This window comes from Fischerella thermalis PCC 7521 (assembly GCF_000317225.1).
Lineage (GTDB): Bacteria > Cyanobacteriota > Cyanobacteriia > Cyanobacteriales > Nostocaceae > Fischerella > Fischerella thermalis.
The window spans coordinates 15,821-36,342 of the sequence record NZ_AJLL01000102.1 but is presented as its reverse complement, the minus strand read 5'-3'; the positions used below and the strand labels follow the sequence as shown (position 1 = coordinate 36,342).

12 protein-coding genes and 1 pseudogene are annotated in these 20,522 nt (G+C 42.9%); 9 read left to right on the top strand and 4 right to left on the bottom strand.

The features are described 5' to 3' along the window. Positions 1-17: 17 nt before the first annotated feature. Entirely contained in the window at positions 18-371 is a 354-nt protein-coding gene (locus UYK_RS0122225; RefSeq protein WP_009456933.1) for a hypothetical protein, read from the top strand. An 80-nt stretch (positions 372-451) separates the two neighbouring features. On the opposite strand, the gene UYK_RS0122220 is transcribed toward UYK_RS0122225, so the two are convergent. Further along, positions 452-727 (bottom strand): MoaD/ThiS family protein, encoded by a 276-nt coding sequence (locus UYK_RS0122220; RefSeq protein ID WP_009456934.1) that lies wholly within the window; start codon positions 725-727, stop codon positions 452-454. A gap of 114 nt (positions 728-841) precedes the next feature. Further along, entirely contained in the window at positions 842-2,140 is a 1,299-nt protein-coding gene (gene thrC, locus UYK_RS0122215; protein WP_016872187.1) for a threonine synthase, read from the bottom strand. Positions 2,141-2,327: 187 nt separating this feature from the next. On the opposite strand from thrC, the pseudogene UYK_RS26425 reads away from it, so the two are divergent. The 5 genes and pseudogenes from UYK_RS26425 to UYK_RS0122195 all read left to right on the top strand — a co-directional run. Then, positions 2,328-2,423 (top strand): annotated as a pseudogene (locus UYK_RS26425) (IS5/IS1182 family transposase); the annotation flags it as partial. Positions 2,424-2,897: 474 nt separating this feature from the next. After that, positions 2,898-5,396, top strand: a complete 2,499-nt coding sequence (locus UYK_RS0122210; RefSeq protein WP_016872186.1) for a DUF7925 domain-containing protein — start codon at positions 2,898-2,900, stop codon at positions 5,394-5,396. Positions 5,397-5,467: 71 nt separating this feature from the next. After that, positions 5,468-6,040 carry a DUF11 domain-containing protein gene (locus tag UYK_RS0122205; RefSeq protein WP_009456937.1) on the top strand — a complete coding sequence of 191 codons (573 nt, stop codon included), beginning with the start codon at positions 5,468-5,470 and terminating at the stop codon, positions 6,038-6,040. Between the two features lie 88 nt (positions 6,041-6,128). Beyond that, on the top strand, positions 6,129-7,664 hold the full coding sequence (locus UYK_RS0122200; RefSeq protein WP_009456938.1) for a DUF11 domain-containing protein: 1,536 nt from the start codon (positions 6,129-6,131) through the stop codon (positions 7,662-7,664). Further along, the gene (locus UYK_RS0122195) at positions 7,661-11,434 is read left to right on the top strand and encodes a hypothetical protein (protein ID WP_016872185.1); all 3,774 of its coding nucleotides are present in this window, start codon (positions 7,661-7,663) and stop codon (positions 11,432-11,434) included. The genes UYK_RS0122200 and UYK_RS0122195 overlap by 4 nt, the downstream gene beginning before the upstream one ends. A 15-nt stretch (positions 11,435-11,449) precedes the next feature. Here UYK_RS0122195 and UYK_RS26420 read toward each other — a convergent pair whose 3' ends face one another. Continuing rightward, positions 11,450-11,599, bottom strand: a complete 150-nt coding sequence (locus UYK_RS26420) for a hypothetical protein (RefSeq protein WP_157221849.1) — start codon at positions 11,597-11,599, stop codon at positions 11,450-11,452. On the opposite strand from UYK_RS26420, the gene UYK_RS0122185 reads away from it, so the two are divergent. The 3 genes from UYK_RS0122185 to UYK_RS0122175 all read left to right on the top strand — a co-directional run bounded on the left by UYK_RS0122185 (position 11,598) and on the right by UYK_RS0122175 (position 16,380). Beyond that, the gene (locus tag UYK_RS0122185; RefSeq protein ID WP_009456940.1) at positions 11,598-12,185 is read left to right on the top strand and encodes a transposase; all 588 of its coding nucleotides are present in this window, start codon (positions 11,598-11,600) and stop codon (positions 12,183-12,185) included. The genes UYK_RS26420 and UYK_RS0122185 overlap by 2 nt on opposite strands. 361 nt (positions 12,186-12,546) lie before the next feature. Further along, positions 12,547-12,804, top strand: coding sequence for a GEVED domain-containing protein (locus UYK_RS26415; protein ID WP_257998873.1), 258 nt, complete (start codon positions 12,547-12,549; stop codon positions 12,802-12,804). Positions 12,805-12,825: 21 nt separating this feature from the next. Then, entirely contained in the window at positions 12,826-16,380 is a 3,555-nt protein-coding gene (locus UYK_RS0122175) for a beta strand repeat-containing protein (protein WP_009456943.1), read from the top strand. Positions 16,381-17,190: 810 nt separating this feature from the next. On the opposite strand, the gene UYK_RS0122165 is transcribed toward UYK_RS0122175, so the two are convergent. Next, complete coding sequence (locus tag UYK_RS0122165) at positions 17,191-19,941, bottom strand: cation-translocating P-type ATPase (RefSeq protein ID WP_009456944.1); 2,751 nt, start codon at positions 19,939-19,941, stop codon at positions 17,191-17,193. Positions 19,942-20,522: the final 581 nt, after the last annotated feature.

Sequence of the window (20,522 nt, the reverse complement as noted above, 5' to 3'; positions counted from 1 at the left end):
AGTCTTTGAAATCAACTATGAATTTATATATCAATGAAAATAAATTAAATATAGAATTTACATTTACAGAACAACTACTAGCTGTTAGCTGGAGAAAAAGCTGGACTATCCCGCTCGCACATATTACCCAAGTTAAAACAGCAGAGCCTGAAAGTAATTGGAAAGAAATACGCGCTCCTGGTAGCTTTATTCCAGGATTGATTAAAGCTGGTACTTATTATACAGACCGAGGCAAAGAGTTTTGGTATGTAAATAGAGATAAAGATTATTTAACTATTGAATTACAAAATGAATCCTATCAGAGAATTATCTTGACTATTGATAACAATAAATATTGGCAGGAAAGACTCAACCAATTAATAACTCATTAGTCACAACCAATGTACTCATAAAAAACAAAGAGTTATGAGCCATAAATTGTCATTCTTAACTCATAACTCATAACTTCCGATCAACCACCAGCTACAGCCGGGACAATACTGACTTCATCGCCCTCTTTTAAAGGTGTTTTTACTCCTTCTAAAAACCGGATATCCTCGCTGTTGACGTATAAATTCAAAAATCGTCGTGGCTGTCCTCCTTCATCACACAAGCGTGACTTAATACCAGGAAAAGCCTGCTCTAGAGATTCAAAAAGTTCTGCAATAGTACTAGCATTGCAATCTATAGTAGCCTGATTATCAGTAAATTTTTGCAGAGCGGTAGGGACTAAAACTTTTACAGACATTTTTAACTGTTAATTGTTGGTTGTTGGTTGTTAATAGTTAATAGTTATTAGTTAGTAGTTAGTAGTTAGTAGTTAGTGGTTGGTTCCTACTAACCACTAACCACTAAACACTAACTAAACAAGAACTTGTTGCCATTCTAGGCGCTCAAGTGTACGAGAACGCTCAAGGGCTCCTTCAAAACTATCGAGCTTTGCTTCGATTGTCAAAGGTTCACCAATATAGCCATGTACGGCTTCTTGGGTTTTTAAACCATTGCCTGTGATATAGACAACGGTGGTTTCATCTGGATCAATTTTGCCAGCTTCCACCAATTTCTTCAGCACAGCAATAGTTGTACCACCAGCGGTTTCGGTAAAAATACCTTCAGTTTCTGCTAGCAACTTGATGCCTTCTATAATCTCAGCATCCGTTACAGATTCAATGCTACCACCTGTCTTCTTGGCAATTTCGACAGCGTAAATACCATCTGCTGGATTGCCGATCGCGATCGATTTAGCAATTGTATTGGGTTTCACCGGTTGAATAAAGTCACGGTCTTCTTTAAAGGCTTGAGCGATGGGTGAACAGCCTTCAGCTTGAGCGCCACTAAATTTCACTGGTTTACCTTCGACTAAACCAACTTCCACAAATTCATTGAAGCCTTTATAAATTTTTGTAAACAGCGAACCTGATGCCAGAGGTGCAACAATATGGTCAGGTAGCTGCCAACCCAGTTGTTCGGCTACTTCAAAGCCCAAAGTTTTGGAACCTTCTGAGTAGTAAGGACGCAAGTTAATATTGACAAAACCCCAACCATGTGTGTTGGCAACTTCCGAACAGAGGCGGTTGACTTGGTCGTAGTTACCCTTAACAGCCATTAAAGTAGGGCTGTAGATCAGGCTACCCAAGACCTTACCAGCTTCTAGGTCAGCAGGGATGAAAACACAACAATCTAAACCAGCATGAGCTGCGATCGCAGCAGTAGAGTTAGCCAAGTTACCAGTACTAGCACAAGAAACAGTCGTGAAACCCAGCTCCCGCGCCCGTGTCAAAGCAACTGATACCACCCTATCTTTGAAACTGAGGGTAGGCATATTCACAGCATCGTTTTTAATGTAAAGCTTATTCAAACCTAAGCGACGTGCCAAGCGTTGGGAACGCACCAAGGGAGTCATACCAGTTCCCACATCAATAGGATTCTCGCTAGCCACAGGCAAAAACTTCCGATAGCGCCACATCGAATTTGGTCCCGCCTGAATTGATTCGCGGGTGACAGTTTGACGAAGGCTGCTGTAGTCGTAACTTACTTCCAAAGGTCCAAAGCAGAACTCACATACATGGCTGGCTTTGAGTTCGTATTCTGCACCGCATTCTTTACATTTCAACGCTTTGAAAGCGGCGGTTGCCTTTTGGGTGTCAATTGCCTGAGTCATAAACTAGCTTCTCCCTGGATGTCCCTCAACTGTCGCTTGATGCTATCACGAGTAAAAATACCAGTCAAATATACCCGACAAATTTTGTCGGATTTAAGAAGCTAATAAAATTGCATAAATTGCATATATTCAATGCACTATGCATACAATCAATTATGTATATTTACTGACTTAATTTCCGTAATGACGCTTGAGTAAAGATTATGAAGTGTATTCAGAGGTAAGTGAAGCTATGATTTATGGCTCCTTGCTTCGTCTCATGGTTAGGCGATTGGCTATTTAATATTTACTTTACGAATCAGCTCTAAAACTTCATTGTTTTCACTAATGGTCTAAACTTGTAATAAATGCTACTTTTATATTCATTACTTTAACAATTGATCAATATCTCTTAAGATAGATTTCTGAGATTAGACATATGGTTGATTAAAAGCTACGTCTCTACAATGATTTGGCATCGAACTACAAAAATGTATGCACACATAATTCATGACCAAATTCAGCAACGCCGGAATCTGTTGATAGATGTTTTGGCAAACCATATTGGGTTTCACAATTGTCGAAATATCTACCATTTGTGTTGCGTTATTTCATCCAACGCCCAAAATCTACATAGTTATTTAGCTTTTATGTTGGGTTGAACCTGAATTATCAAGTAAATCTGCGGCCATCTCACCTAAGAATAGAAACTTTTGGACAAAAAATCCTGTGTTTTGACACAGGACTGACTTTGAATATAAATTAGGTAGTCTGAAATATGTCACAACTCAATCATTTTGTCAAGCAAGCCCCAAGGCTGTATCGTTCCTTGGTAATAACAGCGTTACTTGCCAACGGCATTTTCCAATTTGTTGCCCCTGTATTAGCAGAAGGCACAACAGCTGGTCAATCGATTAGCAACACGGCAACTGCAACCTACGAAGATCCGAATAATCCAGGCACGACCATCAATACTACTTCTAATACAGTAACTGTCACCGTAGCAGAGGTCGCTGGTATAACTGTCACAGCCTCTGGCATTACAGACAACACATCAGGAACACCGGTTGCAGTGGGTGATATCCTGTACTACAACTACACCATCACCAACGTCGGTAACGACCCCACCAAGTTTCGTGTTCCCAACTTAGCCCGTGTTACAGGCCCAGCAACGGCGGGTAATTTGGAATACAGCACCGATGGCGGTACAACCTGGACACCAATTAGTGGTAGTGAATATGTTACAAATTCCATTCCTGCTGACGCTTCAATCTTGGTACGTGTGCCGGTAACTGTACAACCTGGAGCTCAAACCAATGATGTAATTACCGTTACCCTGGGCGATACCCCTGGTGACGGTCAGAACCAACTGCGAGATCCTAATGGTGGTGACGTTTACACCGTAGATAACGCCGATGGATCGGTTACAGGAGAAGTTGCTGGCACACCTGTAAACGGAGTACGTGAGGCTAGCGCTACTCAGAAAGCAACTGTAAATTCCTCCCTGAAGAACTATGCCTTGGCTACAATTCTCAAAACCCGCAGTAATTATGACAATGCCAACACCCCAGTAATTACTGATGATACCCTGAGCTACGGCTTGAGTTTGAGGGTAGAGTTAAACGATCCAACAGGTAATAATATTACTCCTGCGCCACTGGTGGGCACAACAATTAATGGCTTAACCGGCCCACGCATTTTAATATCCGATGCAATTCCTAACGGTACAGAACTAGCGGCTATACCCACTCCACCACCTGGTTGGCAAGTAGTTTTTACAACCGACCCAATTAGTATTAATGCCAACAACGCTACCTGGCAACCACTTACAGCTGCTACCAATCTTTCTACAGTTACCCGCGTCGGTTTTGTCAATGACCCAGCTGTAATTACTTCCATTGCACCAGGTCAAACAGTTAGCGGATTCTCGATTAAAGTCAAAGTTAAATCAACTGCAACTTCACCATTAACAGTTAACAACATTGCTCAATTATTTGGTCAAACCTCAGGCGGTACAACCCTGGTATACGACGAATCCGGGGACCAAAATCCCAGTAACTACGATGGTTCGACAATTCCTCCAGGTTCCACAGATACCAATAATGATGGTGTTCCTGATACAAATCCTGCGGTGACTGACGGCTATATCAATGACGCCACTGACTTAGGTAACACAGGTACAGACTCTGGTAACAACAACAGTGGTAGTGGACCTGGTGGTGAAGCAAACACCTTTACAGTGCAAACACCTCTTGCTTCTGATGTACTCAACGGACCTGAACGCACCCCAGATGCTATTGGTCCGACCAGGAATAACGATGACTTCACTAATAAATCTTCCTTTGTACCTCCAAATCAAGCCCCCGGTTCTACCCTCGATCCCCCAGGTGTAGCCTTTACTAACACAGTTCAAAATAGCGGTACTAACCCGAACAATATCTCTCTAGTTCCCACAAAACCAACTAATCCTGGTGATTTACCTGTGGGTACACTAGTAACCATTACCTACGGGGCTGAGTCCAAATCCTATGTCTGGGATGGTGACGAGTTCTTGTATGATGTAGACCGTAATCCCAGCACCACCAATGACCAATCTCCCATTGATGCTACCTCTGAGTACATCACTATTCCTAACGTTGCACCAGGTACAAATGTCAACTACGGTGTTGAGGTGAATCTACCTGCAAATACTCCTCTGTCTACCGATATTGACAAAGGTTTCCCAGTTCCTATCACTGCTTTCGTGGATGATGGGACTCCTGGTCTAGGTTCAGAACCGCAGAATACCACAATTGATCGCGTCTACACTGGCTTCTTGAAACTGGTCAAAGAATCACGGATACTCCCAGGAACTGGCCCAGCTGTTCAAGGAAATGATGGTACTTTCAGCAGCGATCCGAAGAAACCTGCACCAGGAAACATTATTGAGTACCGAATTACCTACAAGAATATTTCAGAAGCTCAAGCTGGTACAGGTAACATACTCCTAAGAGCTGACAAAGTTGTGATTACTGAAGATGGGACAACGGGCGGTAATAACTGGGCATTAGATAACGACAGTGACGGTAAAATCGATACCAGTAACATTGTCGGATCAGCTAAAGATTCTGGGGCTGCAACCATCAACTTCTACAACGGTAATCCTGCAACTAACTCTAGCATTGACCAAACCGGCACAACTGTGAATACCGATGTCACCAAGTACGTGGATACTGTCACAGGTAACGTTGCACCGGGTGAATCTAGAACATTCACATTCCAACGCAAGGTGAATTAGTAGTTTGTAGAGACGTTGTAATGCAACGTCTCTCATAACCAATAAGAAAAATTTTGAACAGGTGTATCAATATGAAGCGTTTTTCTATTGGCAGTATGGGAGCAGTAGCACTGATTGTTACACTTCCATTTGTCAATCAAATTCCGATACTCACAAATATCTGGCATTCTCATGCTGCTTTGGCTCAAAATACCCAAGCCAAGGGCCAAGTAGAGTTGCGCCTAGAAGCAGAAAAGAAAATATTAGGTCAGCAAGTCCAAGGTAAGCAAAAAGAAAGCTGGCAAAAATTGTCAGGTAAAGCCGTGGTGCAACCAGGCGATGTACTGCGTTACACAGTTACTGGCGTCAACAATGGCGATAAAGCAGTAAAAAATCTTGTTATTAATCAGCCGATTCCCAAAGGAATGATGTATGTGCTGAACTCTGCAACTGTCAATCCTAACACTGGTGCCAAAATTACTTACAGTATTGATAACGGACGCACCTTTGTAGAAAAGCCAACGGTAAAAGTCAAGCTTCCCAATGGCAAAGTGGAAACTCGTCCTGCACCAGCGATCGCCTACACCCATATTCGGTGGAATTTTGGTACATCCGTTGCAGCCAAGGCGCAAATCAAAGGAACTTATCAAGTGCAGGTGCGCTAAGTCAGTCAACAGTGATCACTGACAACTGATCACTGTTGACTGAAATTCCCAGCTACGGAACCGTAAAGTTTCACAGGAGAGTATAAGCGTGCGCCCTCAAAGTTCGCAATGGCAAAATCATGCCAAAATTAGCTGGTTGAGGCGGATAGCAGCAACGTTTTTGGTCACAAGTGTATTGCAGAGTTCCACGTCTGCGATCGCTCAAGTTGAGAGTAGCAAGCCGCTGACCAACTTTACAAATCAAGCTACTTATACCTATACAGATTCTAGCAATAATCTTAAACATCAAGGAATTTCCCGTCAGATTCAAGCTGCTCCCATCCCATTAGTTGACCCAATAGGACGAATTTTAGGATGTGCCGGTAATGTTTTACCTGACTACACAGGCTTTTCTGTTGCTGTTTATGAGCCTAACCCCGGCGACCCCACAGGGACAGAATTAGGAAAATTGTTACCCCTGACTCGTACAGAGTTACCTAATATTCCTAACAACAAAATTCCTGGTGGATTAAAACCAAATATTGAGAATAGCAACCCCTATTTCCTCACCAATACAGAACCACTGGGTGCTTATAACTTCCTACTTGATCCGAATTTGGGTCAAACTGATCCTGGTAGAACCTACATTTTTGTAGTTAATCCTCCAGCAAATTCTATTTATAAACAGCGTCGCATCAAAATTCAAATTGTGCAAAGCACTGGTACGGAGAATAATAATGTTGTCCGGTATGTTGCTACATCCTTAGACGGTCAACCAATTACACTTACAGGTCAAACCCAAACTGAATCAACGGTTGTCTTAGTCGCCAATGCTGAACTCCAAGGACTAGACTTACTAGCTTTTGAATTTACTACCAATATGTGTCAGCCGGAACAGGTGCAGATTATCAAAACAGGCGATCGCGCTGTGGCTGAACCAGGAGATACAGTAATCTACCGCCTTTCAGTCAGAAATTTAGCTGATGCTGGTTTAGATAGTTTAGTTGTCACTGACACCTTACCCTTGGGTTTCAATTTCTTACCGAAATCCGTCCGGGGTGAAATTGATGGTCAGCCCGTCACCATCACAGCAGAACGCCATGGTTCCAATGTCGTCTTCCGGGCAAATACTGTGATTCCGTCGCAAAAAGTATTAAATATTGCCTATGCAGCCCAACTCACACCAGATGCAGTACGTGGATCAGGACGCAACTTAGCTAGTGTCACTGCTCAAAGAGTAGATAACCGTTTCCTCACTAAAGACGGACCAGCTACACACCAGTTACAAATTAGACCGGGAATTGTATCAGACTGCGGTACAATTATCGGCCGAGTATTTGTGGATAAAAACTTTGATGGCGAACAGCAATCAGGGGAACCGGGGGTTCCCAATGCGATAATCATCATGAAGGATGGTAACCGTATAACTACTGACATTAATGGCTTGTTTTCTGTAGCAAATGTCTTGCCTGGTAATCATACAGGAGTTCTTGACCTCAGCAGCCTACCTGGTTACACCCTAGCACCCAACCTCAAATTTAAAGAACGCAACAGCCAATCCCGCCTAGTACGTTTAGAACCCGGTGGTATGGCACGCATGAATTTTGCAGTCACCCCCACATCTGCTGAGGAGGTCAAGAAATGAATAAAGAAGGCAGAAGCCACAAGCCAGAAGGCACAAGGAAGTTACTTCGGCCTCAACTATTGAATGCAGATAGGTTCAACCTCAGATTAATGGGGGCGATCGCAGGGGCTGTGAGTGTAGCATTGTATCCTGTTGTAGCTAAGGCAGAATACCCCAATCTTATTCCAGAAGAACAGCAAGACCTCACACCCAAGCACTCAAAAGATGTAGAGAAACCTCCAGAATCTGAAGCAATTTTATCTGAAGATACTATTGACTCGCCCCTGACGGAACAGTTATCCGTTTTATCAGAGGAAAAAGATGAATTTCCTCTATCTCAGACAACATCTCCAGGGATACAACCATTTCAACCAGCACAAGATATCCAATTACCAAAAGGTCTAAAACAACTATCACAAAACACATCTATTTCCCCCACTGCCCCTAATCCCCACCTCCCCATCAAAATCCTTACCCCTGATACTGTAGTTGATCTACCAGCAACTACCGTCATCCTGCAATTTCCGGTGGGTGCAGAGGTAGAATTGCGAGTGAATGGGAATTTGGTAGATCCATCATTGGTGGGACGGACAGAAACGGATGCCGATACTAACTTAGTAACGCAGACATGGTATGGTGTCTCCTTAAAAGAAGGAACTAACACTATTACTACCCAAGTGGTAGGTTCTAGTGAACCTCCTGTCAGCGTGCAAGTTGTCGTCAGAGGCGCACCCACACAATTGAAGTTGGAAACCGTTGAAACTCGGATTCCAGCAGATGGACGTTCCACAGCTACAATCAAGGGGGAACTCCGAGATGAAAACGGCAACCGTTCCAACCGTGATGGAGTTGTTACTCTCGTATCTACTGCTGGCGAGTTTGTCGGCGCAGATTTCAAACCAGACCAACCCGGATTTCAAGTAGAGGTAAAGAAAGGACAATTTACCGCCTCGCTCAAATCAAGTTTGAATGCTCAAACTGTGAGAATTCGAGCGATCGCCAATGATTTAGAAGCATACACTCAACTGCAATTTGAAACAGCCCTGCGTCCAAGTTTGGTAACAGGAATAGTAGATGTGCGTTTGGGTGCGAGGGGTACAGATTACTACAGCAGTTTCCGCGATTTTCTCCCCCCGAAGAAAGACAATAGCACTCAATTAGATGTGCGTTCGTCGGTCTTTGCGACTGGGGCGATTGGAGAATGGTTATTTACTGGTGCTTACAACAGCTCTCGTAATCTCAATGAAGACTGCAACTGTGATAACAAGCTGTTTCGTGCTTTCCAATTCAACGATCAAAACTATCCCGTCTACGGCGACAGTTCCAAAATTGAAGTGCTGACTCCTTCGATTGACAGCGTCTATGCACGATTTGAGCGATCGCCAAAAATACCTGGTGCTGACCCCGATTATTTCATGTGGGGTGACTACACCACCCAGGAATTTGCTCGTTCATCCCAGCAATTTACCTCAGTAACACGCCAATTACACGGCTTCAAGGGAAACTACAGCCTGGGAAATCTGCAAATTACTGCTTTCTATGGCAATAACATCGAAGCTTTCCAACGGGATACCATTGCTCCTGATGGTACGAGTGGTTACTATTTCCTTTCCCGTAGATTACTAGTTCCGGGTAGTGAAAACATCACCATTGAGTTGGAAGAACTCAACCGCCCTGGTACTGTGTTGGAACGTAAGCAACTTAATCGCGGCCCTGATTACGAGATAGACTATGATCGCGGCACTATCTTATTCCGGGAACCCATTCAACGTACTGATTTAGGTGAGGACGGACAGGTTTTAGTCCGGCGTATAGTTGTCACCTACCAATACAAAGGTAGTGGTTCCGATAGTAATATTTATGCTGGTCGTCTACAATACAATTTTGACCGCACCCTCAACAAAGAAAGTTGGATAGGAACGACTTACTTCCAACAAGACCAGGGGATGCACGACTTTGAACTCTACGGCGCAGATGCACAGATTGCTTTGGGTTCAAGAGGCAAATTGATCGCAGAATATGCCCATTCTACCAATAGCCTGGGGCTTAAGCCCCAGGATATCTCAGGAAAGGTGAGCGGTTCTGCCTACCGGATTGAAGCCGAGGGAGAAATTTTCCCCGGTTTACGAGGGCGCACCTATTACCGTTCCACAGATGCAGGCTTTACTAACAATGCCACAATCAGCTTTGTCCCTGGTCAAACTCGCTACGGGGCGCAATTAACAGGAAAAATTTCACCTACTACTAATTTGCGGTTCCAATACGACCACGAAGATAATTTTGGGACTGCACCCCAACCCCTGGATACTTTTGAAGAGTTATTTGCACCGCGCACACAAGCAGTTCCTGGAAGCAAAGTTGATAATTCTCTGACAACAATTACTGCGGGTATTCAACAGCGCTTTGGTAAAGCCACCTTAGATGTGGATTGGGTACATCGGGACAGGGAAGACCGCTTGTGTCTGGAGACGTTGCAATGCAACGTCTCTACAAATTCCGATCAATTGCGATCGCAACTTAAAATCCCGATTACTAAAACCCTCACTTTCCAAGCCATCAATGAATTAACTCTATCTTCAGAAACTGATGCTGTTTATCCAGACCGGACTGCGTTTGGTTTAAATTGGGCTGTTGTACCTGGTATCAACGTCAGTTTGGCACAGCAGTTTTTCACTCGCGGTCAATATGACGATCACTCCATCACCAGTTTAAGTGTCAATGGTCAACACAAACTTGGTAGAGATACGACTATCACTGGTCGTTACACAATTTTGGGTGGGGCGAATGAACTGACTACCCAAGGAGCCATAGGATTAAATAACCGTTGGACTATCGCCCCTGGCTTAAAACTCAATCTTGCTTACGAACATGTCTTCGGCAACTTCTTCGGACGCACCGCCACAGGGCAACAATTTTCCCAACCTTTTGCTGTCGGTCAAAGTGGCTACTCCTTGGGTTTTGGTAGTGGCGATAGTTACAGCATTGGTCTGGAATACACTGATAACCCGAAGTTCCAAGCCAGCGCCCGTTTTGAACATCGTAGTTCTGATCGTGGTTCCAACACCGTAATTACCGCAGGTGCAACAGGTAAAATATCACCATCGCTTACAGCCTTGGTACGTTATCAACAGGCAAATTCTGCCAATCAAAAACTAACAGGACTGGGAGACACAGCCAACCTGAAAGTCGGTTTAGCCTACCGCGACCCTCAAAACGACAAGTTCAACGCCTTGCTGCGTTATGAATATCGCAAAAATCCTGCCGTCATTCCTGATACTGTTCTATTGGGCAGTGGTACAGGTTCCGAAGACCACACCTTTGCTGTGGAAGCTATCTACGCCCCCAATTGGCAATGGGAATTTTATGGGAAGTATGCTCTACGTAATAGTACTTCATATTTAGCTGAAGATTTAGTTGGAACTAGTACAGTTAACTTAGGACAATTACGGGCAACATATCGTCTAGGCTACAGCTGGGATTTAGTCGGTGAAGCACGATTGATTAGTCAAAATAATTACACAGAAACAGGCTTTGTTGTCGAAGCAGGTTACTACCTCACACCCAACTTACGTCTGTCTGCTGGTTATGTCTTTGGTAAAGTTGATGACCGCGACTTTTCGGGTACTCGTTCCGCAGGTGGCCCGTATCTGGGTTTAACGGTGAAGTTGAACGAATTATTTGATGGTTTCGGATTGCAAAAAATTCCGCCACGTCAACAACAAGAATCTACCAAAACCTTAGTGGAGAAATTGAAGAGGGCGACGCTGGGGGTGCAAAGGGGTGAGACATGAAATTACCAATCAAATTTAGAGACGTTGCAATGTGTAGAGACGTTGCAATGTGTAGAGACGTTGCAATGTGTAGAGACGTTGCAATGTGTAGAGACGTTGCAATGTGTAGAGACGTTGCAATGCAACGTCTCTACCCCAGGGTAACGGATTTGGAATTGTAACCATGACACAACCAAAATTCCAAGGTAAATACCGGGTTGAATCAACCCGTTTGCCAAATCGCAACTATGCCGCCAACGGTTCGTATTTCATTACCATTTGTACCAAAAATCGTGACCATTATTTCGGTAACGTGGTTTCAGGTCAGGTGCATTTATCAGTAATTGGGAAAATTGCCCAAAGATTCTGGGTAGACATTCCCAACCATTTTGATTACACCTACATCGATGCCTACGTCATTATGCCCAATCACGTACACGGCATTGTTGTTATCGACCGTCCCGAAAACGTAGAGACGTTGCACTGCAACGTCTCTACACAAAATGATGTGCCATGGGACATCACCCAACGTCAATTCATGTCTAACATATCTCCCAAACCAGGTTCGTTAGGTGCGATCGCACGATCATACAAATCTGTTGTCACCCGTTGGTGTCGGGAAAACGGTCATAACCATTTTGCTTGGCAATCACGATTCTACGACCACATCATTCGTGCTGATGGTTCTTTAGACCGCATTCGCGAATACATCATTAACAATCCTACTAAATGGGAAGAAGACAAAAATAACCCTGCAAATTTATGGATGTGATACCTACACCCCCGAATGTAGAGACGTTGCAATGCAACGTCTCTACAATGCAACGTCTCTACAATGCAACGTCTCTACAATGCAACGTCTTGAAAATTGCAAATTCTATTTTATTGAATAATTTGTGATGTACCTAAGAATGATCGCCCCAGTAAATATAGATAATCATAGTAAATTTTCGTACAAATTGGGTAATCTAAAGACTAGGGAATACCTAAGTATGATTGCTATTTATCCCCAATATGGGATATCTGAACCTGCTGTCAACGTCATTGTGCGGTCAATTGATGGGGTGTCTAAATGAAAAACGTCCGATGTAGAGAATTTATCATGAAAAATTTTCTCAGACTAAGTTGGAGACATTACTACCTTTGGTACGGGTTACTTAAGTGGCTGGATTGATTTGAATCGTGATGGAGATTTTAACGATACAGGTGAGAAGGTAATTAGCGATCGCAGCATTACCAGTACTACCGTCTCGACGACCTCTGTACCCATCACTACTCCTAGTACTGCATCCAAGTTGATACCAGCGATACTGATATTCTTATTGGTTATACCTTGGGTATACCAAACAATGTTGCAATTACAGTTAGTAAAGCCAATATCAGCAATATAAACATTTTGTTGGAATTAAACAATGAAATATTTATTTAAGTACCTGCGGGAATTGCATCTATCCCGAAGCAAAATTATTCAAAAAACCCCCATTCAAACACTTAAACAGTCCCCAATAATTTTGTCTTGCTTGTCTTTTGGGTTTGCCTTTGTTGGCATAGGATTGAGTGCAGGTAAAGCTCATGCTGCGGTCGCAGTTAATAAAGAATTCAACCCCATATCTATTTTTGTTAATCAAACTTCAACCCTAACAATACAACTATTTAATTCCAACTTGTCGGCCGCAACCAACACTAGCATGACTGATAATTTGCCATCTGGACTTGTGATTGCTAGCCCAGCGATGATGAGCAATACCTGTGGCGGAACGGTGACAGCTAACCCTGGTAGTACTAGTATTCAACTCTCCGGTGGTACTATTCCAGCAGCAACAAGTGGTACTCCTGGTAATTGCAAAATCACTTTGAAGGTAATTGCATCTACTCCCAATACCTACGTCAATACAATTGCGGCAAATACCGTTACCTCTTCTCAAGGCACCAACCCACTAGCAGCTAACGCTACTCTCACTGTCTCCTCTGGTGTACCAATCACAGGTTCTAAATCCTTTTCTCCTGGCACTGTTCAGGGTAATGGTTCACCCACTACAATGACCATTACCTTAAACAACTCAAATGGTTTCCCACTAACTAACGCAAGCTTCACTGATAACTTGCCAGCTCCTTTGAAAGTAGCAACAACTCCTTCAGCCTCAACAACCTGTGGTAGTGGCACTGTTACTGCCGTTGCTGGGTCGAATACAGTTAGTCTGAGTGGTGGAACCATCCCGGCTAGTAGTTCATGTACTGTCACCGTTAAATTAGAAGCCAGTAGTCCCAATGATTTCCAAAACGGCAACGTTAAAAATACAATTGCTGCAAAAAATGTCATTACAACAGAAGGAATTACTAACACTAGCCCGATTGAAGGTTCTGTGAAGGTACAAACAGGAGCCGAAGTCAATAAAGCCTTTTCTCCTAGTAATATCCAAACAGGTGAGATATCTGTACTCACTTTGACCCTACGTAACTTCAACAGTACGCCAATTACCTCAGCTAATATTACTGATACCATGCCTTCTGGGCTGACAGTAACTGAATTAGTAAAAAATACCTGCGGTGGCACAGTAACGTTTACTGCCACTCAAGTCCAACTCTCAGGTGGTACAGTTCCTCCTGCACCTTCAGGTAGTGGTTCTGGTTCCTGTCAGATTCAGGTAAATGTGACTGCGAATACAAGCGGTAGCTACAAAAACGACATACCAGCTGGCAACTTGAATGGGGTAAATTACCCTGCAACCAACGCCACTTTAACAGTCAGCCAGGCTACGCCTGTTTCTTTGAGCAAAAGCTTCTCACCAAGTACGAGTGTACAGGGAGGACAAAGCACTCTCACAATTACCCTCTCTAACACGGCAAATACCCAAGCCACCATCACATCTTTCACCGACAACTTGACAACAATGGGTTCGGGGTTCACCGTTGCTTCTAGTCCTGCGGCTAGCACCACCTGTAGCGGTGGTACGGTGAATGCTACAGCAGGCAGCACAGTTATTACTATGAATAGTGGCACAATTCCTGCCAAAGGCTCATGTACAATTACCGTGCCTGTGCAAGTTGCCATCAATGCTCCTATAGGTAAACGTACAAATACGATCGCAATTAATGGTTTAAAGACAGATTTGGGCAACAATACTGCGATCGCTACTGCGGAACTAGATGTGAAGCCTGCTTTAAGCCTCAGCAAATCATTTTCTCCAGTAACTGTTCCGGTGGGAGGCGTCACTCGTTTGACTATCACTGTCACCCGTAATAGTGGCGCACCCGCATTCACAGGTATCAACCTAACTGATAATTTACCCACTGGACACAAAATTAGCTCTGCACCCAACCTAACAAATTCTTGCAATGGCACAGTCAGTGCCCCTACTAACAGCACGCAGATCACCTTGAGCGGTGGTACATTGCCCACAGTCGGAAGTTGCAGTATTAGTGTTAATGTGCAAGTACCTAATACAACTGGCTCTGATGAAAATATTATTCCCAAAAATTCTGTCATTACTGACCAAGGTGCAAGCAATACAAGTGATGCCAAGGCGACAGTAACTAGGATTAATAGTTTCGTGACTTTAAACAAATCTTTCTCACCCACAAGCATCAACTATGGTGATACATCGACGCTAAATATTTTGATTCTGAATAACAATGCCAATGCCATCAAATTGACAGGTGTTGCATTAGTAGACGAATTTCCAACGGGCATGAAAATTGCCAGTTCACCTAATGCCACTTTTACAGGTTCTGGTTGTAGCGGTGGCACTATAGTAGCCAATCCTGGTAGCAATCAAGTTTCTCTGAGTAATGCCACTATCAATGCTGGGGCTCAATGTACGCTCAAAGTCAAAGTTACATCAGATTTTGTTGGTAATCTTACGAATGAATTACCAAATAACTTAGTGACTTCTAACGAGGGTGTGACTAACAACAATAAGCCATCAGTAACACTGACTCTGTTGGGTACAGCCGATATCGAAGTAGTCAAAAAAGATGATGGAGTCTCTTCTGTGGCACCAGGAGCAACAACTACCTACACGATTGTAGTGCGGAATAATGGCCCTGATAATGTCGCTGGCATCCATGTCGCTGATCTAGTTCCTCCTGGTTTAACATTTACTAACTGGTCTTGTAATGCTAGTAATGGTTCTAGCTGCGATCAGTCATCGGGTACGGGTGAGCTGAATATCACAGTTAGCTTGCTTAAAAATGGTACTGCAACTTTAACGGTTGATGCCCAAGTTGATTCTAACGCCAGTGGTACAATTACTAATACTGCTACAGTCACAACTCCACCAACTGTCAGCGATCCAAACAACGATAATAATAGTGCCTCAGACACTAACAACGTCGCCGCTACTGCAAATAATCCGAATGTAATTTTAGTCAAAAGAATTACAGCTATCAATCACAGCGTGACTACTAACGGGGGCGATGAATTAGATAAATATAAAGATGACCCCAATAATCCCTATGATGATAACAATCTCGATACTCTCACACCCGATCCTAAGGACACGGATAAATGGCCTAATCCCAATACATTTCTCATTGGTGGTATCAACGGTGGTAAAATTTATCCTGGGGATGAGGTGGAATACACGATTTACTATCTCTCAGCTGGAGATAATCAAGCCAAGAATGTATTAGTGTGCGATCGCATCCCCAATAATGTCACCTTCATCCCCACTGCTTTTAACAACTTTGCTACCAAAAACAACCTGGGTTTACAAAACACTGACCGAGGAATTGTCTGGCAATATAATGGTAATACCGAATCTCTTACCAATATCAAAGATGGAGATGTCGCGCAGTATTTCCCACCCCAAGAAGATCCAACAGATGTTTATCCTACTGTTGACTGTGGTGGTGAAAATACTAATGGTGCAATTGTGGTGAATTTAGGCGATTTACCCAACGCCACCGCTTCTGGAACACCCACCAATTCCTATGGTTTCATTCGCTTCCGAGGACGGGTGAAATAATTCCCTACTCCACAATTATCCATGACAAGAACAAAGGAGAGCGATGGCTCTCCTTTTTCTTTAAAAAGACACAGAACCCCAACTAATAGCAATTTAATAGACATCGACCGAATTTAATTATGCGTTGCTCAAAATCCTTGTAGAGACGCTTCAAACAGCGAGTCTTTACATTCTTTTTCACCAGATGTCTAATGTGAAGACGCACTCTCATGAGGTCTAAAAGGGAATTAAAATCTCCTAAGGGCTTATCCCAATGACTGAAGTCAGGAGCTTGTACCCTCTGATTTTCGGTCAATTAACTTAATCAAAATACCTATAAATCCAAAAAAGGCAGCGATCACTAAATCTGAATTTCATTCCTGTATCTATTCTATTGGTATTAATCTGATTTTCCTAGATACTTATTCAGAGACAATTGTAAAAATAGGTTCAATGCATCTATTTCTAATTCAAGATTTTCAGCTAGTATGGTTTACAGGTAAGGATTTTTGGGCGTTGTATAAAAGAGGATTAAGAATGAACCACCAAGACGCCAAGAACGCCAAGAATCAAATTTTTCTAACATCAAGTTTAGCTAATTGCGTATGATATTGTATTTCCGCAGTTGGTAATTGGGGAAAAGGTAATTGGTTTCTACCTATTCCCTGTTTCCTTTTACTGAGTGATTAACTAATATCAAGTCCGGCTAATTACTTACGATTTGGTTGGCCTTGTAGGTAACAGGTAAATTGGTTTTCCCATTACCCATTACCCATTACCAATTACCGGTCTTCACAGATATGATAAGTCTTCAAACGGACATGATATAACTCAGTCAAGAGGGTCAAATCGGTTGACTAATGCGGATACTATAACCATTGGCAACCCGATAAGCAAGCAAATTAACCATTGATTTAAGTTTAGTGGTGCTGTAGAAAATAAGCTATTCATCAAGTTCCATTGACTAAAAATTATCTGCAAAATTACAGTACAAGCAATTCCAATTACAATTGCTGAGGTATCGTTAATTCTATGTCTAATTCCTCGAATACTGGCAATAACAGCACTTCCTAATTGACTAATACTTAAAAGATAAAAAATTCGTCCAGCTACTAAGGCTTGAATTGCCATTGTCCTAGCTAAGTTGATATTTCCTGTGGTTTGTTGTATCCATTCAAATACGCCAAAAATCAAAATCCAGTTAAAGATGGAAATTGCCAAGATGCGTTGGAGTAGACTTGGGGATAGTAAAGGTTCACTGGGATTACGTGGTGGTTTTTGCATCACCCGTTCAGATTTTGGCTCAAAGGCTAAGGGTACAGTCATGGTGATGGAATTCACCATGTTCAACCACAGAACTTGTAAAGATAAAATCGGCAATTCTCTGGCAAGTAGTACACTAATCAAAATCGTCATCGATTCACCACCGTTGACGGGTAAAATGAAGGCGATCGCTTTGAGCAGGTTTCGATATACAGTCCGCCCTTCTTCAACTGCTGCTTCTATGGAAGCGAAATTATCATCGGTCAAAATCATATCAGAGGCTTCTTTCGCCACCTCTGTACCTGCACCTCCCATCGCAATACCAATATCTGCCTGTTTGAGGGCGGGTGCATCGTTGACACCATCCCCTGTCATGGCGACGACTTCGCCTCTAGATTGTAGTGCTTCAACAATACGCAGTTTCTGTTCTGGTGCAACACGAGCAAACACCACTCCATCTTCTATGGCTGTAGCAAGTTCTGATTTACCCATTTGAGCAAGTTGACTTCCTGTAAAGGCCAGAACTTCACCGTTTTTGTTGAAGCCCATACTTCTGGCTATTGCTTGGGCAGTGACTGCATGATCGCCTGTAATCATTTTGACTTGAATACCAGCTTCTTGACAGGCTTGAACTGCTTTGATTGCTTCTTTTCTAGGTGGATCGATCATCCCCTGCAATCCCAAGAAAATCAAATCATTTTCGATATCTGCATGTTGTAGAGACGTTGTGCACAACGTCTCTACATCTGGCACAGTTTTCTTGGCAAATGCTAACACCCGTAAACCCTGATGAGCCATTGCATCAACTTCCTGATGTATAGTTTCTGCATCCAGAGGGATAAGGTTCCCCTCTACGTCCAACATCTGTTGACAACGTTTGAGAATTGCTTCGACCGAACCTTTGACGTAGATAGTTCCTTGTTTTTTATCACTTGCGAATGAGGAAGTTTCATGCAAAGTTGCCATGTATTGAAACTCAGACTCGAAGGGAATGACATCTAACCTGGGCATTTCCTCTTCTAAGCTGCTACGGGTAATTCCAACTTTGTTGGCAACAACTATCAATGCTCCTTCTGTGGGATCACCAACAACCTGCCACTGTCCGTTCTTTTTTTCTAGGTGTGAATCATTACATAATAGTCCGGCTTTTATACATTCCTGAAGAGCAGAAGAATTATCCCAATTTACTGGCTTTTCATTGAGTAAAATTTTTCCTTGTGGGACATAGCCTACACCAGTGACAGTATAATTTTGATCTCCTGCATATATTGCTTGTACAGTCATCTGATTTTCTGTCAGGGTTCCAGTTTTATCAGAACAGATAACTGTGGCACTGCCGAGGGTTTCCACTGCTGGCAATTTGCGAACAATAGCATGACGCCGCGCCATGCGGGAAACACCAATTGCTAGTGTAACCGTGACAACAGCTGGTAATCCTTCGGGAATGGCACTGACAGCAAAGGCGATCGCAGCTTCAAACATTTCTACCCAGGAGTAGCCGTATCCCAACCCAACCGCAAACATCAATGCTGCTATCCCTAAAATGATATACAGCAAGGTACGGCTAAATTTGTCAAATTTGCGGGTTAATGGTGTTTTCAGGCTAGTTCCCTGTTCTATGAGCTGGGAAATGCGTCCAGTTTCTGTAGCATCTCCTATGGCAACAACAATGCCTTTGCCAGTACCAAAGGTGACGAAGCTACCAGCATAAGCCATGTTTGTCCGTTCTGCTAATGGTGTATCTATGTCCAGCAGTTGGATGTTTTTTTCAATTGCAATTGATTCACCTGTGAGTGCTGACTCATTCACTTGCAGATTCCGTGCTTGCACCAGACGCAAATCGGCTGGAACCTTATCTCCAGAAGCAAGTAGTACCACATCTCCCGGTACTAACTCTGTGGAAGGAACTTGCATCTTTTGACCATTGCGAATGATGGTTGCATTGGTTTTTACTGAGGAAGCTAAGGCAGCGATCGCACTTTCGGCCTTAGATTCTTGCACAAAACCAATAATGGCGTTAATCAGAGTTACACCCCAAATCACCCCAGCATTCACCCACTGCCCCAAAAATGCCTTGATTGCACCCGCAATCAACAAGATGTACAGCAGTGGTTGGTTAAATTGCAAGAGAAATCTTAGTAATGGACTTGTTCCAGGTTTGCTTTTGAGTTCGTTCGCACCAAAACGTTCTCGTTTTTTTGCCGCGACAGCAGAGGTTAAACCCGTTTCTAAATTAGTATCTAAATGCCGAGTTACTTCTTGTATAGACAGATGATGCCATTGACTTGACTGAATTATCTCTTGTGATGTTGCTGTCATCTTATTTGCCCTTATATTTAACACTGACTAAAAAAGGATGAAGTAGGAAGGATAAAGTGTGAACATTGTTCATTCTTCATACTTCATCCTTGAGGTGACTGGGTAAATTAAGATTATTAGTCTGTTAGTTGTTGTTCTAGTTGCTAGCTAATTACTAAAGTTGACCTGTACATCCAGTATTAGAAACAAATGTGATTCAAAAGTGAGTGCAATTGATCAGTCAACTTCAAGTAAATTTCTCACTTATAGTAGATGACAAAAATTCAGGACTAGGCACAAGGATACTTTTTTGTGCAGCATTATCAAGCCTTGGGTGGGCAAAAGTTATGCACAAACACTCACCAACTACTTTTCCCAAATGCTATCGACATTCAATTAGAACAGATACCTGGACGTGTAGTTCAAAGCACTGTCAAAGTCTATAAGCCAATACTACCTAATTTTTAAATCCCTGCCCTTGAAAGACCTCCCCATGTCCCTTTTCCGCGCTGGCGAGAAAAATTTTTTACCAAAGTGATATGAAAGTCATTTTAAGTGGGTAAGTTACTTTTAGAACACAGCAATTGCCTATAACATCCCCA

Bases quoted from the DNA above. Each gene is read 5' to 3' on its own strand.
- UYK_RS0122225 (WP_009456933.1), top strand. From the start codon at position 18: ATGAATTTATATATCAATGAAAATAAATTAAATATAGAATTTACATTT.
- UYK_RS0122220 (WP_009456934.1), bottom strand. From the start codon at position 727: ATGTCTGTAAAAGTTTTAGTCCCTACCGCTCTGCAAAAATTTACTGAT.
- thrC (WP_016872187.1), bottom strand. From the start codon at position 2,140: ATGACTCAGGCAATTGACACCCAAAAGGCAACCGCCGCTTTCAAAGCG.
- UYK_RS0122210 (WP_016872186.1), top strand. From the start codon at position 2,898: ATGTCACAACTCAATCATTTTGTCAAGCAAGCCCCAAGGCTGTATCGT.
- UYK_RS0122205 (WP_009456937.1), top strand. From the start codon at position 5,468: ATGAAGCGTTTTTCTATTGGCAGTATGGGAGCAGTAGCACTGATTGTT.
- UYK_RS0122195 (WP_016872185.1), top strand. From the start codon at position 7,661: ATGAATAAAGAAGGCAGAAGCCACAAGCCAGAAGGCACAAGGAAGTTA.
- UYK_RS0122185 (WP_009456940.1), top strand. From the start codon at position 11,598: ATGACACAACCAAAATTCCAAGGTAAATACCGGGTTGAATCAACCCGT.
- UYK_RS26420 (WP_157221849.1), bottom strand. From the start codon at position 11,599: ATGGTTACAATTCCAAATCCGTTACCCTGGGGTAGAGACGTTGCATTG.
- UYK_RS0122175 (WP_009456943.1), top strand. From the start codon at position 12,826: ATGAAATATTTATTTAAGTACCTGCGGGAATTGCATCTATCCCGAAGC.
- UYK_RS0122165 (WP_009456944.1), bottom strand. From the start codon at position 19,941: ATGACAGCAACATCACAAGAGATAATTCAGTCAAGTCAATGGCATCAT.